The sequence below is a fragment of the Geodermatophilus sp. SYSU D00525 genome (assembly GCF_054050475.1).
This window is the reverse complement of sequence record NZ_JBJGZK010000013.1, coordinates 97,855-111,864: the sequence shown is the minus strand read 5'-3', so window position 1 is coordinate 111,864 and position 14,010 is coordinate 97,855. Positions and strand designations below refer to the sequence as shown.

The window sequence follows — 14,010 nt, the reverse complement described above, 5'->3', positions numbered from 1 at the left end:
GCCCGCCTCCCCGGGTGGGGAGGCGGGCGCCGGTGGGAGTGCGGAGGGGCGGGTCAGTAGCCGCCGTGCTGCGACTCGAAGGCGAACTGGCGACCGCCCATGCGGACCGCCGTGCCCGGGGTCAGCCGGATCGGCTGGTGCGGCACGAGCGAGGACCAGCCCGGGGCCCCGCGCGGGGCGACGAGCGTGCCGTTGGCCGAGCCGACGTCGAGCAGCAGCACGTCCCAGCCCTCGAGCCGGATCTCGGCGTGGTGCCGGCTGACGCCGCCGGTCTGGTCGAGGACCAGCAGCGGTCGCACCTGGCCGGAGGCGACGCGCTCGTCGGTCTCCGGCTCGCGGCCGAGCAGGTAGTCCATGTCCAGGCTCACCGTGGCGCCGTCGTCGAAGACCAGCAGCCCCAGGGGCGGGCGCACGCCCTCGACGACCACCGCCGTCTGCTGCGTCGTGCGGATGCCGCAGAGCGCGCAGAAACCGGCCCGCGGGTCGTTGAGGTGGCCGTTCTTGCAGAGGATGCCCTTGACCCGGGGCCGCTCGTCCTCCGGCTCCGCGGCGGCGGGCGCCGACTCCTGGCCCGGGGTCGGCAGCGGCTGCCGCACCGGTTCCGCCTCGGCGGCGGCGCCGAACAGCAGCGCCGACCGCTCCGGCGCCGGCAGCTCCACCGGCGCGGGCGCCGGCGGCGCGGCCGGAGCCGGGGCGACGGCGGGTGCCGGGGTCGCGAGGGACGCCGGGGCGGCGTGCGCGTGACCGGCGTGGTCGTGACCGGCGTGGTCGTGACCGGCGGAGTCGTGCCCGGCGGAGTCGTGCCCGGCGGAGTCGTGCCCGGCCGGGGCCCCGGCGGGCGCGACGGGCACCGGGCGGGCCGGCGGCTTGGCCGTCGACAGCGGCACCCGGGCGTGCGGTGCCGGCAGCCGGACCTGCATGGTGCCCGACGGCACCGGGGCGGCGGCCGACGGCGCGGGGGCCGGCGAGAGCACCGCGGCCGCGCCGGGGACCGCACCGGCCTCGAGGTCGGCGAGCGGGTGCGGCGCGGTGTCGGCGGGCGAGCCGGCCGACAGGTGCAGCGGGGCCGGCGGCCAGGTGACGAAGCGGTCGAGCACGAGGGTGCCGTTGTCCAGCTTCTCCCCCTGGGCCGGCGTGAGCCGCAGCCCCAGGTCGGGCACCTCGGCGCTGCCGCCGCCGGCGAGCACGAGCGTCAGCCCGTCCTCGGTGGCGGCGGCGACCGCGAACGACGGGGGCTCGGTCACGGTGCCGAGCCAGGTGCGCAGCTCCTCGTGCAGCCGGCGGCCCGGGGCGCGGGAGCCGGCCGCGGACACCCGGCGGCAGAGCGTGACCAGCTCGCCGACGAGCACGTCGCCGGCCGGGGCGGCGGGGGGCGCGGGCGGGACCGGGGCGGAGCCCCAGCCGACCAGCGCCGGCCGCGCCGCCGGGGCTGCGGGGCCGGACGGCTGCGTGGTGACGCCGACGACCAGGAGCACCCCGGGCATCCGGACGACGAGGTCGGGACCGGGTGCGACCCGGACGGCGACCTGGTCGAACGGCGGCACGGTGGCCGGTGCTCCGGTCGTGCCGGTGAGCGGAGGCGTGGGGGCCGACATCAGATGAGCCTCCCGCCGTTGATCCGCCAGTGGACGAACGGCACGCGCATCGGGCCGTTGGCGACCAGCCACACGATCAGCCAGGTGCTGACGAAGTGGATGGCGAACGCCGGGCCGGGCAGCGAGTCGATCCACGGGATCGCCCCGCCGGCGAAGAGGAACCAGACGAGCAGGCCCTCGGGGATGCCGGTGAGCAGGCCGAACAGCGTCGGCCAGTCCTTCTCCCACCGGAACTGCTGGATGCCGTGGTAGACGAGCTCCCACAGCACGCCGAGCACCAGCACGACCAGCAGCACGGAGAAGGTGGCGCCGTAGGAGGCGCCGAGGGAGGCCCCGGTCGGGAGCACCGGGGTGATGATCAGGGTCCAGATCGAACCGACCACGGCCAGCAGGAAGATCCTGGTCTGGATGCGGCCGTTCAGGGTGGGCAGCACGGTGTCGTCTCTCTCGGTCGTCGCGGACGTCGGTCGTCGAGTCGGGGGCGGGTCGGTCAGATCTGCTTGTTGCGGACCCACTTCCACCACTGGCTGGTCGACCGTCCCGGCCCCAGCTTCTGCGCGAACCCCTGCCTGATGAGGTCGTCGGCGATCTCCTGCGCGGCGATCTGCAGGCCGAAGAAGGTGTCGACGCCGGGGAACGGGCCGCCGAGGGTGGCGCTGCCGGAGGCGTAGATCTTGCCGCCGTTCCGCGTGCCGGTGACCTCGAAGTCCCGCTGGACGTCGAGCCGGCCCACCGGGTTGCGGGTGGCGTTGGAGTGGTCGAGCAGGTCGGCCAGCACGCGGTGCTCGCGGATGTCGGCCTCGAGGCCGGTGCAGTCGATGACGGCGTCGAAGGTGCCGGTGTGCGGCCCCTGGTCCGGGGTGCTGACGGTGACCTCGACGAGGTCGCCGACCGGCTTCATCTCCTCGATCTTGCCGATCATCACCCGGTACCAGCCCTCGGCGCGGCCGCGCTTGAGCTGCTCCTTCCAGTCCCGGCGGACCGGGGTGTTGGTGCCGCCCATCTCCTCGTACAGCCGCTTGCGCTCGGCGCCCTCGCTCTTGCGGACCTGCTGCTTGAGCTGCCCGCCCCACACCGACTTCGGGTAGTTGAAGCCCTGGTAGGCCCAGCCGTCGGCGCCCTTGCGGCGCTTGAGGATGCCGGTGCCGTGCGGCCTGTCCACGTAGGTGCGGAACAGGTGGACGATCTGGGTCTGCAGGCCGAGCCGGTCGCGGTCGTCGATCAGCCGCTGCAGGACGCGGGAGGCCACGATGCCGCCGCCGCGGATGAGCACCGTGCCGGGACGCTGGTGCAGCCGCTCGTAGACCTGCTCGTGCCGCTCGTAGGCGTTCACGACCTTGCCGTAGTCGTTGTACTCGTTGCGGTAGCGCTGCAGGTCGGGCAGGAACTTCAGGCCCGGATAGCCGACGGCGACGTGCACCCACGTGCTGCGGTACGCGATCCGCTTGGTCGGCGTCGCGCCCTCGGGCGGGGTCAGGATCGTGAAGTACCCGCCGCCCACCCGGCGCCGGACCATGCGGACCTGGCCGTGGACGACCATCTCCGGGTACCGGATCCGGTACATCTCCTTCTCCATCGACTCGAACGCGTGCCCCGCCTTGGGGGTGTAGTAGTTCGCGAAGACGGGCTCGACCAGCACGTTCCAGGCCTGCTTGAGGTTGCCCTGCAGGGCCTCGCGGATGGCGTAGCTCGGGAAGCCCCAGATGTTGTCCGGGCACGACGACGAGTCCGACCGCAGCCGCTCACCGCGCGGGATCTGCGACACCGTCGTCAGGTACTCGTAGCTCTCCCACGGGGTCTTCAGCGGGGTGAGCACGCGCATGGCGCTCGTCGGGACACCGCAGATCCGCAGGTAGTCGACCATCACGAACGACCCGATGCCGCCACCGAAGGTGACGAACGGGACGTCGACGACGGGGATGCCGGCGTCGGCCAGCATCTGGTCGGTCCAGAAGTCACTGGCGATCAGCTGGTCGTTCAGGTCACCGGGCTGCGGTGGCGCCGGGGTCCGGGCGTGCTGGGACGCGATCGTGCTCTCGCTCACGGTGGGGGTCTTCCGTCCTCTGTCGGGGGGAGCCGCCACTGTCAGGTCGTCGCCACGCACTGTCAACGGATTCCGGCGCGGGACACCGAACCGTCGCCGCGGGTCCGCTCGGGCGTCCGCGGGGGGGCCCGCTCGGGGCTCCGGCGCAGGTGAGCCGCCCGGCCCGCCCGGCCCGCCCACCCCGCCGCGAGGGTGGGGGCGGGTGCCTAGGCCTTGCCGAAGCGGCGCTGGCGGGAGGCGTACTCCTCGCACGCGGCCCACAGGTGCCGGCGGTCGAAGTCCGGCCAGAGGGTGTCGAGGAAGACGAACTCGGCGTAGGCCGACTGCCACAGCAGGAAGTTGCTCGTCCGGTTCTCCCCGGAGCTGCGCACGAACAGGTCGACGTCGGGCATGTCCGGCTCGTCGAGGAACCGGGCGACGGTGTCCTCGTCGACCTTGCCCGGGTCCAGCCGGCCCGCGGCGGCCTCGCGGGCGATGGCCGCGGCGGCGTCGGCGATCTCGGCGCGGCCGCCGTAGTTGACGCACATGGTCAGCGTGAGGACGTCGTTGTCCTGCGTGAGCTCCTCGGCGACCTCGAGCTCCTTGATGACGCTGCGCCACAGCCGCGGGCGGCGGCCGGCCCAGCGCACCCGGACGCCGAGGTCGTGCATCTCGTCGCGGCGGCGGCGGATGACGTCGCGGTTGAAGCCCATGAGGAAGCGGACCTCCTCGGGGCTGCGCCGCCAGTTCTCGGTGGAGAACGCGTAGGCGCTGATCGCCTTCACGCCGAGCTCGATGGCGCCCTCGACGCAGTCGAACAGCGAGGACTCCCCGGCCTCGTGGCCGGCCGTCCGGGGCAGGCCGCGCTCCTTGGCCCAGCGGCCGTTGCCGTCCATGACGATCGCGACGTGCCGGGGCACCTTGTCGGCGGGGAGCTCGGGCGGGCGGACGCCCGAGGGGTGCGGGTTCGGCGGCTTGACCTCACGCCTCACTCAGCAGGCTCACTTCCCGGCGTGGGGCCGACGGGTCCGAGCGGTCCACCAGCGGCAGCGAGCGCAGCCCGCGCTCGAGGTGCCACTGCAGCAGCGCGGCCACCAGCCCGCTGCCCTCGCGGCGCTGCGGCTGCTCGCTGGACTCGGCGGTCGCCCAGTCGCCGGACAGCAGCGCCTCCAGGTGGCCGATGGTGACCGGGTTGGGCATGGCCGAGCCGGTCGGGCGGCAGCCGGGGCAGACGGTGCCGCCGGCCGGGACGGAGAAGTGCCGGTGCGGCCCCTCGAGGCCGCAGCGGGCGCAGTCGCCGAGCGCGGGCTCCCAGCCGGCCACCGACATCGCGCGCAGCAGGAACGCGTCGAGCACCAGCCCGGCCGGGTGGGTCTGCTCGGCCAGGGCCCGCAGCGCGCCGACGACGAGCAGGAACAGCCGCAGCGAGGGCTCCTTCTCCTCCGCGGTCAGCCGGTCGGCGGTCTCGAGCACCGCAGTGCCGGCGGTGTAGGCGCGGTAGTCCGCGGCGATGACCGAGCCGTAGGAGCGGATGGACTCCGCCTGGCTGACGATGTCGAGGTTGCGGCCGGTGTAGAACTGCACGTCCACGTGGCTGAACGGCTCGAGGCGGGCGCCGAACTTGCTCTTGGTGCGGCGCACGCCCTTGGCCACCGCGCGCACCTTGCCGTGCCGGCGGGTGAGGACCGTGACGATCCGGTCGGCCTCCCCCAGCTTCTGGGTGCGCAGGACGATCCCCTCGTCGCGGTACAGCGACTTCGGCGTGGTGCTCAATAGCCCAGCCTGTTCAGCTTCTTCGGGTCGTCCTGCCACTCGCCGAGGACGGTCACGTGCAGGTCGAGGTGGACCCGGGCGCCGAGCAGCTGCTCGAGCCCGGCGCGGGCCTCGGTGCCGATCGCCTTGATGACCGACCCGCCCTTGCCCAGCAGCATCGGCTTCTGGCTGGGGCGCTCGCAGTGCAGCAGCGCGTGCACCTCGACCAGCTCCGCGCCCTCCCGCTTCGGGTCGGGCCGGCGGTTCAGCTCCTCGACGGTGACCGCGAGGGAGTGCGGCACCTCCTGGAACACCTTCTCCAGCGCCGCCTCCCGGATGAGCTCGGCGATCTGGCGGTCGGTGTCCTCGTCGGTGGTCTGCTCCTCGGGGTACAGCGGCGGGCCCTCGGGCAGCAGGCCGACCAGCAGGTCCTCCAGCAGCTCGACCTGGTCGCCCTCCACCGCGCTGACCGGCACGACCTCGGCGGCCTCGACCAGCTGGCTGGCGGCCACGAGCTGCTCGGCGACCTGCTTCTTCGACGCGGCGTCGGTCTTGGTCACGACGACGACCACCGGCGCCGTGACCTCCTTCAGCTGGCGGGCGATGAACCGGTCACCGGTGCCGACGGGCTGGTCGGCCGGGATGCAGAACACCACGACGTCGACCTCGGACAGCGTGTCCCGGACGACGTCGTTGAGCCGGCGGCCGAGCAGGCTCTTCGGCTTGTGCAGGCCCGGGGTGTCGACGAGCACGAGCTGCCCGCCGGGCCGGTGCACGACGCCGCGGATGGCGTGCCGGGTGGTCTGCGGCCGGTTGCTGACGATGCCGACCTTCTCGCCGACGATGGCGTTGGTCAGCGTGGTCTTGCCCGCGTTCGGCCGGCCGACCAGGCAGGCGAAGCCGCTGCGGTACGGCTGGTCCGGCGTGCTCACCGGCCCAGTCTCCCACCGGAGGGTGACAGGGGCGGCGTGCTCACGAGGTGGCGCGCAGCACCCCGTCGGGGCCGGCGAGGTGCACCGGGGCCGACGGAGTCAGGTCGTGCACGGCGGCCAGGCCCTCCTGCTCGACGGCGTCGGCGTCGGACACGATCGCCGCCGCCTCCAGGCCCTCGACGCCGCTGGACACCGCTGCGGCGACGGCCGCCTGCAGCGCGGACAGCCGCAGCGAGGGCAGGGCGACGCTGGCGGCCACGTAGGTGCGCCCGTCGGTGTCGCGCACCGCCGCGCCCTCCGGGGCACCGGTGCGGCCGCGCGCGGAGCGGGCGAGGGTGACGAGCTTGGCGTCCTCGGGCTGCAGGTCGGGCACGGGGGGTCAGCTTTCCACGTCAGCTCTCGACGGCGGCCGGGACCTCGGCCCGGGTGGCCCCGGACCGGTGCTCGGGGTCCGCGTCGGGCACCCGGCACACGAGGATCGTGTCGATCCGGTTGCGCCGCCCGCCGGTGCTCTCGGCGACCAGCCGCAGGCCCGCGACCTCCGCCGCCGAGCCCTCGATCGGCACCAGCCCGAGCTCGCGGGCGAGCAGGCCGCCGACGGTCTCCACGTCGTCGTCGCGGGGCAGCTCGACGTCGAACAGCTCGGCGAGGTCCTCGACCGGCAGCCGGGCGGTGATCCGCACCGACCCGTCGTCGAGGTGCTCGACCGGCGGCCGCTGGACGGCGTCGTGCTCGTCGGCGATCTCCCCGACGATCTCCTCGAGGATGTCCTCGATCGTGACCAGCCCGGCGAACCCGCCGTACTCGTCGACGACGATCGCGATGTGGATGCGGCGGGCCTGCATGTCGCGCAGCAACTCGTCGACCGGCTTGGACTCGGGCACGAACGCCGGCGGCCGCATGAGCTCCTCGACCCGCGGGCCGCGGCCCTCGCCGAGGTTCTGCGAGCGGCGCACCAGGTCCTTGAGGTAGACGACGCCGACGACGTCGTCGACGTTCCCGCCGATCACCGGGATGCGGCTGAACCCGCTGCGCAGCGCCAGGGCCAGCGCCTGCCGGACGGTCTTGGTGCGCTCGATCCAGACGACGTCGGTGCGCGGCACCATGACCTCGCGGGCGATGGTGTCGCCCAGCTCGAACACCGAGTGGATCATGTTCCGCTCGCCGGACTCCACGACGCCGCGCTCCTCGGCGAGGTCGACCAGCTCGCGCAGCTCGACCTCGGTGGAGAACGGGCCGTCGCGGTAGCCGCGGCCGGGGGTGATCGCGTTGCCGATCAGGATGAGCAGCGTCGCGACCGGGCCGAGCACCCGGCCCAGCAGCCGCACCACCCCGGCGGTGGCCAGCGCGAGCGGGTAGGCGTGCTGGCGGCCCAGCGTCCGCGGCCCGACGCCGACCAGCACGTAGCTGACGACGGTCATCACGCCGGCGGCGGCGAGCACCGCCTGCCAGCCCATGCCCAGCGCCCGGACCAGCAGCACCGCGACCAGCACCGCGGCGACCATCTCGCAGACGATCCGCAGCAGCAGGAGCAGCGCCACCAGGCGGGCGCGATCGTCGAGGACCCGCTCCAGGGTGGCCGCCCGCCGGACGCCGTCGCGGCGCAGCTCCTCGACCCGCGCCGGGGACACCCGCTGCAGGGCGGCGTCCATGGCGCCGAAGAGCCCGGCCAGCGGCACCAGGCAGATCGCGACGACCAGCAGCGTGACCGCACCGGCACTCATCGCGTCACCGCGTCCCGGGACCCCGTTCGGCCGGCTCGCCGGTGACCGGCTGCCGCGGGGCGGAGCGCCAGCCCTCCAGCAGGCGGGTCTGCAGGCCGAACATCTCCCGCTCCTCCTCGGGCTCCATGTGGTCGTAGCCGAGCAGGTGCAGCACGCCGTGGGTGGCCAGCAGCAGCAGCTCGTCGTCCATGGAGTGACCGGCGGCGCGGGCCTGCCGGACGGCGACCGAGGGGCACAGCACGACGTCGCCGAGCAGCGCGGGGCCGGGCTCCGGGTCGTCGGGCCGGGCGGTGTCGAGCTCGTCCATGGGGAAGGCCAGGACGTCGGTCGGGCCCTTCTCCCCCATCCAGCGCTCGTGCAGCACGGACATGTAGTCCGGGTCGACGCACAGCACCGACAGCTCGGCCATCGGGTTGACGCCCATCTCGGCGAGGACGTAGCGGCAGATGCCGGTCAGCTCCGCCTCGTCGACGGCGATCTCGGACTCGTTGGCGACCTCGACGGGCACGGCGCTCAGCTCCCCTGCCGGCGCGTCGGCCGCGCGGGCCGGGCCGGGCCGGCGGGACGGCCGGCACCCTGCTGGTGGGAGGCGTCCCACCGCTCGTAGGCGTCCACGATGTCGCCGACCAGCCGGTGGCGGACGACGTCGGAGCTGGTCAGGTTGGCGAAGTGCACGTCGTCGATGCCGTCGAGGATCTCGCGCACCACCTTGAGGCCGCTCTGCGCACCGCCGGGCAGGTCGACCTGCGTGACGTCACCGGTGACGACGATCTTGGAGCCGAAGCCGAGCCGGGTGAGGAACATCTTCATCTGCTCGGCGGTCGTGTTCTGCGCCTCGTCGAGGATCACGAACGCGTCGTTGAGCGTGCGGCCGCGCATGTAGGCCAGCGGCGCGACCTCGATGGTGCCCGACTGCATGAGCCGCGGGATCGACTCGGGGTCGACCATGTCGTGCAGCGCGTCGTAGAGCGGGCGCAGGTACGGGTCGATCTTCTCGCTGAGCGTGCCGGGCAGGTAGCCCAGCCGCTCGCCGGCCTCGACCGCGGGGCGGGTGAGGATGATCCGGTTGACCTGCTTGGTCTGCAGCGCCTGCACGGCCTTGGCCATCGCCAGGTAGGTCTTGCCGGTACCGGCCGGGCCGATGCCGAAGACGACGGTGTGCGCGTCGATCGCGTCGACGTAGCGCTTCTGGTTCAGCGTCTTGGGCCGGATCGTGCGGCCGCGGCGGCTGATGATGTCGAGGCTGAGGACGTCGGCCGGCCGCTCGGAGCCGCCGCTGCGCAGCATGCCGATGACCCGGCGCACCGAGTCCGGGCGCAGCGCCTGGCCGGTGCCGATCAGCGCGATGAGCTCGTCGAACACGCGGACGGCGAAGGCGTTGTCGGCCGGCTGCCCGGTCACGGCGATCTCGTTGCCGCGGACGTGCACGTCGGCCTCGACCTCGGACTCGACCAGCCGGAGCAGCTCGTCACCGGAGCCGAGCAGGGCGACCATCGAGACGGAGTCCGGGACGGTGATGGTGGCGCGGACCGCGGCGGGTGTGGCGCCGGCGAGGGTGCTGGCGCTGTCCGCGGCGACGGCCTGCGCGGAAGCCTCGCGGGACGTGGGGGCGCCCGGCACGGGGACGTTCGGGGAGGTGTCGGGCAAGAACCCTCGACCCTGCCTTCCTGGCACGGGGACTGAACGCCTCGACTCTACCCGCGCCCGGCCACCGGGAACCCGCGCCCGCGCGCAGGTCACCGCCCCGAGTAGGTGGCCTTCCCCGGCCCGTCGGCCAGGAAGGAGGCGACGGCGCCGCGCAGGTCGTCGGTGGCGAACAGCGCCCCGGAGACCTGCGGGGTGATCTCGTCGGCGGCCCGCGCGCCGTGCCGCACCGCCGTCGTCACGAGGCGCTTGGTGGCGGCGTGCGCGAGCGTGGGGCCGGCGGCGACCCGGCGGGCGTAGGCGCGGGCGGCCTCGGCGAAGCCGTCGTCGGGCAGGACCCGGTTGACCACGTCCCACCGCTCCAGCACCGCGGCCGGGTACCGCTCGCCGGTGAAGACCAGCTCCTTCGCCCGCGCCGGCCCGGCCCGCTCGGCCAGCCGCTGCGGCCCGCCCATCGACGGGGTCAGCCCGACGACGACCTCCACCAGCCCGAACGAGGCGCGCTCGGCGGCCAGCAGCACGTCGCAGGCCAGCGCCAGCTCGAACGCGGCGGTGAGCGTGAGCCCGTGCGCGGCGAACACGGTGGGGACGGGCAGGTCCTCCAGCGTCTGGGCGATGCGCAGCAGCCGCGCCCACAGCGCCGTGCCCTCCTGGGCGGGGGCGGGGCCCTCGGCGATCTCCCGGAAGGCGTGCACGTCGACGCCGCCGGAGACGACCTTCCCGCGGGCCTCGAGCAGCACCGCGCGGGCGCGGTCGGGCCGGCCGGGCTCGGTGAGGGCGACCAGCTCGGCGACGACCTGCTCGAAGGCGGCGAACACCGACTCGTCGAACAGGTTGAGCGGCGGCGCGTCCAGCACGACGACGGCGACGTCGCCGTCCCGCTCGATCCGGACGGGGGCGGCGCTGCCGGCGTCGGTCATGCCGGCCACCCTGCCAGGCGGCCCGCCGGGCTCAGCCCGGGGGCCAGCGGAGGTCGCGGCCGCCGAGGACGTGCAGGTGCAGGTGGTGGACGGTCTGCCCGGCCTGCGGGCCGGTGTTGACCACCACCCGGTAGCCCGGCTCGGTGCCGTCCTCGCTGGCCAGCCCCTCCTGGATCGCGACCGCGTGCGCGGCGGCCACCACCTCGGCGAGCAGCTGCGGGTCGGCGCCGACGAGCAGCCCCGCCGTCGCGTGGTGCTGCTTGGGGATGACCAGCACGTGCGTGGGCGCCTGCGGGTTGACGTCCCGGAAGGCCAGCGTGCGGTCGGTGTCGTGCACGACGTCGGCCGGGATCTCCCCGGCGACGATCCGGCAGAAGAGGCAGTCGGTCACGCCGCCGACCCTAGGAGGAGGCGGGCACTCCCGCGGAGGTGCGCGCCCTCAGGCCCAGCGGGTGCGGACCGACAGGGCGGCCAGCGCGGCGGCGCCGGCGGTGGAGGTCCGCAGCACCTCCGGCCCGAGCCGCACCGCCTGGGCACCGGCCGCGCGCAGGGCCACGACCTCGCCGTCGGTGAGCCCGCCCTCCGGACCGACGACGACGGCGACCGTGCCGCTGGCGGGGACGTCCACCCCGGCCAGGGGGCGGCGGGCCTGTTCGTGCAGCACCAGCGCGAGGTCGACGTCGGCGAGCTCGCCGCACACCTGCCGGGTGGTCATGAGGTCGCCGATCTCGGGGACCCGGGGCCGCCGCGACTGCTTGGCCGCCGCCCGCGCCGCGGCCCGCCACTTCGCCAGGCCCTTCTCGACGCGGTCCTCGCGCCAGCGGGTGACGCAGCGCGCGGCCGCCCACGGGACCACCCGGTCGACGCCGAGCTCGGTGGCCAGCTCCACGGCCAGCGGGCCGCGATCGCCCTTGGGCAGCGCCTGGACCAGCACGAACTCCGGCTCGGCGGGGGGCACGTCGTGGCGGGCGGTGACCTGCACGCGCAGCCCGGCCGGCCCGGCGTCGAGCACGGTGCCCTCGACGACGGCGCCACGGCCGTCCCCGACCCGCACCGCCTCCCCGGCGGTCAGCCGCAGTACGTCGACGGCGTGCCGGCCCTCGGCGCCGCCGACGAGCACCTCGTCGGCACCCGGCAGCTCGTCGAGCAGGAACAGCGGGGAGCCGTCGAGGGCCGGCCGGGCGTCGTCAGGGGCCGGGACGCTCACTTGAACGAGTTCCGGACCCGGGAGAACAGGCCGCCGTGGGTCTCCGCCGGGCCGGGGCGGTCCTCGCCGCGCAGCACCGCCAGCTCGCGCAGCAGCTTCTCCTGCTCGGCGTCGAGGCGGGTCGGCGTCTGGACGTCGACGTGCACGTGCAGGTTGCCCCGGCCGGTGGCCCGCAGCCGCGGCGCGCCCTGGCCGCGGAGGGTGAGCACGGTGCCCGCCTGGGTGCCGGGACGGACGTCGACGTCGGTGTCCTCGCCGTCGAGCAGGGTCAGCGGGAGCGTGGTGCCCAGCGCCGCGGCCGTCATCGGCAGCGCGACGTGGCAGTGCAGGTCCTCGCCGTCGCGGGTGAACACCGGGTGCGGGCGCTCGCGGATCTCCACGTACAGGTCGCCGGCGGGGCCGCCGCCGGGGCCGACCTCGCCGCGGCCGGTCAGCCGGATGCGCATGCCGTCCTCGACGCCGGCGGGCACCTTGACCTGGATGTCCTGCCGGGAGCGGACCCGGCCCTCGCTGCCGCACTCGGGGCAGGGGTCGGGGATGACCTGGCCGGTGCCGGCGCAGGTCGGGCACGGCCGGCTGGAGACGACCTGGCCGAGGAAGGAGCGCTGCACGCTCTGCACCTCGCCGCGGCCCGAGCAGGTGGCGCAGGTGGTCGGGTGGGTGCCCGGCGCGGTGCCGGCGCCGGCGCAGGTGCCGCACAGGACGGCGGTGTCGACGGTGATCGTCTCGGTGGTGCCGAAGACCGTCTGCTCGAGGTCGAGCTCCAGCGCGATCAGGGCGTCGTCGCCGGCGCGGACGCGGCTGCGCGGCCCGCGCGTGCCCATCCCGCCGCCGAAGAAGGCGTCCATGATGTCGCCGAGCCCGCCGAAGCCGGCCCCGCCGAACGGGGAGCCCGCAGCGGCGCCGGCGCCGCTGTCGAACGGGTCGCCGCCGAGGTCGACGATGCGCCGCTTGTCCGGGTCGGTCAGCGCCTGGTAGGCCCGGCTGACCTCCTGGAAGCGCTCCTTGGCCTCCGGGTCGGGGTTGACGTCGGGGTGCAGGTCGCGCGCCAGCCGCCGGTAGGCCTTCTTGATGTCGGCGTCGGAGGCGCCCCGGGAGAGCCCGAGCACGCCGTAGTAGTCGGTTGCCATGGGGGGTCGAGACCTCAGCTCCCGGCCAGCAACTGGCCGACGTAACGGGCCACGGCTCGCACCGCGGCCATGTTGCCTGGGTAGTCCATGCGGGTCGGGCCGACGATGCCCAGCCCGCCCAGCGCCCGGTCACCGGTGCCGTACCCCACCGAGACGACCGACGCACCGGCCAGCGCCTCGTGGGCGTTCTCCTCGCCGATGCGCACGAGCACCGCGCCGCTGTTGTCGACCTCGCTGATCAGCCTGAGGACGACGACCTGCTCCTCCAGCGCCTCCAGCAGCGGGCGGAGACTGCCCGGGTCGAGCGCGACCCGGGCCAGGTTCGCCGTCCCGCCGATGACGAGGCGGTCCTCCCCCGGCTCGACCAGGGTCTCGATCAGCGCGGCGCTGACCGCGGCGACCAGCGCCCGCAGGTGCTCCGGCGCGGTCTCCACGAGGTCGGGGACCTTGCTGCCGGCGTCGGCGAGCCGGGCGCCGGTGAACGCGGCGTTGAGCGTGGCGCGCAGGTCGGCGACGTCGTCGCGGCCGACGTCGACCGGGCAGTCGACGACCCGCTGCTCGACGCGGCCGGTGTCGGTGATGAGCACCAGCAGCAGGCGCGCGCCGGTCAGCTGCACCACCTCGAGGTGGCGCACCGCGCTGCGCGACAGGGTCGGGTACTGGACGACGGCGACCTGGTGGGTCAGCTGGGCCAGCAGGCGCACCGTGCGGCCGAGGACGTCGTGCAGGTCGACCGCGCCGTCGAGGAACCGCTCGATCGCGCGACGCTCGGCGGGTGACAGCGGCTTGACCGCCGAGAGCCGGTCGACGAACAGGCGGTAGCCCTTGTCGGTGGGCACCCGGCCGGCGCTGGTGTGCGGCTGGGTGATGTAGCCCTGCTCCTCGAGGACGGCCATGTCGTTGCGGATGGTCGCCGGCGAGACCCCGAGGTCGTGCCGCTCGGCCAGGGCCTTGCTGCCCACGGGGTCGTTGGTGGAGACGAAGTCCTGCACGATGGCCCGCAGGACCTGCAGGCGCCGTTCGTCGTGCGCCACGGTGACACCTCCCCGAACCGGTCGACGTCGCCGTGCGGGGAGCCCCGGG

15 protein-coding genes are annotated in these 14,010 nt (G+C 74.7%); all 15 read right to left on the bottom strand.

Annotated elements, in window-relative coordinates:
- Positions 1-53 precede the first annotated feature (53 nt).
- The 15 genes from ACI796_RS13445 to hrcA all read right to left on the bottom strand — a co-directional run bounded on the left by ACI796_RS13445 (position 54) and on the right by hrcA (position 13,961).
- Positions 54-1,595, bottom strand: coding sequence for an FHA domain-containing protein (locus ACI796_RS13445; protein ID WP_456941732.1), 1,542 nt, complete (start codon positions 1,593-1,595; stop codon positions 54-56).
- Positions 1,595-2,029, bottom strand: a complete 435-nt coding sequence (locus tag ACI796_RS13440; protein WP_456941731.1) for a hypothetical protein — start codon at positions 2,027-2,029, stop codon at positions 1,595-1,597. The genes ACI796_RS13445 and ACI796_RS13440 overlap by 1 nt, the downstream gene beginning before the upstream one ends.
- Before the next feature lie 56 nt (positions 2,030-2,085).
- Complete coding sequence (locus ACI796_RS13435; RefSeq protein ID WP_456941730.1) at positions 2,086-3,639, bottom strand: hypothetical protein; 1,554 nt, start codon at positions 3,637-3,639, stop codon at positions 2,086-2,088.
- A gap of 206 nt (positions 3,640-3,845) precedes the next feature.
- Positions 3,846-4,610, bottom strand: a complete 765-nt coding sequence (locus ACI796_RS13430) for an isoprenyl transferase (RefSeq protein WP_456941729.1) — start codon at positions 4,608-4,610, stop codon at positions 3,846-3,848.
- Positions 4,600-5,391, bottom strand: coding sequence for a DNA repair protein RecO (gene recO, locus ACI796_RS13425; RefSeq protein WP_456928418.1), 792 nt, complete (start codon positions 5,389-5,391; stop codon positions 4,600-4,602). Before recO ends, ACI796_RS13430 begins: the two co-directional genes overlap by 11 nt.
- A complete protein-coding gene (gene era, locus ACI796_RS13420; protein WP_456941728.1) occupies positions 5,388-6,302 on the bottom strand; it encodes a GTPase Era in 915 nt (304 codons plus the stop codon). The genes recO and era overlap by 4 nt, the downstream gene beginning before the upstream one ends.
- A gap of 40 nt (positions 6,303-6,342) precedes the next feature.
- Positions 6,343-6,675, bottom strand: a complete 333-nt coding sequence (locus ACI796_RS13415; RefSeq protein WP_456941727.1) for a cytidine deaminase — start codon at positions 6,673-6,675, stop codon at positions 6,343-6,345.
- Positions 6,676-6,694: 19 nt separating this feature from the next.
- A complete protein-coding gene (locus ACI796_RS13410) occupies positions 6,695-8,026 on the bottom strand; it encodes a hemolysin family protein (protein ID WP_456941726.1) in 1,332 nt (443 codons plus the stop codon).
- 4 nt (positions 8,027-8,030) lie between these two features.
- Positions 8,031-8,534, bottom strand: a complete 504-nt coding sequence (gene ybeY, locus ACI796_RS13405; protein WP_093580955.1) for an rRNA maturation RNase YbeY — start codon at positions 8,532-8,534, stop codon at positions 8,031-8,033.
- 5 nt (positions 8,535-8,539) lie between these two features.
- Positions 8,540-9,673, bottom strand: coding sequence for a PhoH family protein (locus ACI796_RS13400; RefSeq protein WP_456941725.1), 1,134 nt, complete (start codon positions 9,671-9,673; stop codon positions 8,540-8,542).
- 89 nt (positions 9,674-9,762) lie between these two features.
- Entirely contained in the window at positions 9,763-10,590 is an 828-nt protein-coding gene (locus ACI796_RS13395) for an enoyl-CoA hydratase/isomerase family protein (protein ID WP_456941724.1), read from the bottom strand.
- Between the two features lie 31 nt (positions 10,591-10,621).
- Entirely contained in the window at positions 10,622-10,981 is a 360-nt protein-coding gene (locus tag ACI796_RS13390) for a histidine triad nucleotide-binding protein (RefSeq protein ID WP_456941723.1), read from the bottom strand.
- A 48-nt stretch (positions 10,982-11,029) separates the two neighbouring features.
- Positions 11,030-11,797 carry a 16S rRNA (uracil(1498)-N(3))-methyltransferase gene (locus ACI796_RS13385; RefSeq protein ID WP_456941722.1) on the bottom strand — a complete coding sequence of 256 codons (768 nt, stop codon included), beginning with the start codon at positions 11,795-11,797 and terminating at the stop codon, positions 11,030-11,032.
- Positions 11,794-12,927 carry a molecular chaperone DnaJ gene (dnaJ, locus tag ACI796_RS13380; RefSeq protein WP_456941721.1) on the bottom strand — a complete coding sequence of 378 codons (1,134 nt, stop codon included), beginning with the start codon at positions 12,925-12,927 and terminating at the stop codon, positions 11,794-11,796. Before dnaJ ends, ACI796_RS13385 begins: the two co-directional genes overlap by 4 nt.
- Before the next feature lie 14 nt (positions 12,928-12,941).
- A complete protein-coding gene (hrcA, locus tag ACI796_RS13375) occupies positions 12,942-13,961 on the bottom strand; it encodes a heat-inducible transcriptional repressor HrcA (protein WP_456941720.1) in 1,020 nt (339 codons plus the stop codon).
- Positions 13,962-14,010 lie beyond the last annotated feature (49 nt).

Bases quoted from the DNA above. Each gene is read 5' to 3' on its own strand.
- ACI796_RS13445 (WP_456941732.1), bottom strand. From the start codon at position 1,595: ATGTCGGCCCCCACGCCTCCGCTCACCGGCACGACCGGAGCACCGGCC.
- ACI796_RS13410 (WP_456941726.1), bottom strand. From the start codon at position 8,026: ATGAGTGCCGGTGCGGTCACGCTGCTGGTCGTCGCGATCTGCCTGGTG.
- ACI796_RS13395 (WP_456941724.1), bottom strand. From the start codon at position 10,590: ATGACCGACGCCGGCAGCGCCGCCCCCGTCCGGATCGAGCGGGACGGC.
- dnaJ (WP_456941721.1), bottom strand. From the start codon at position 12,927: ATGGCAACCGACTACTACGGCGTGCTCGGGCTCTCCCGGGGCGCCTCC.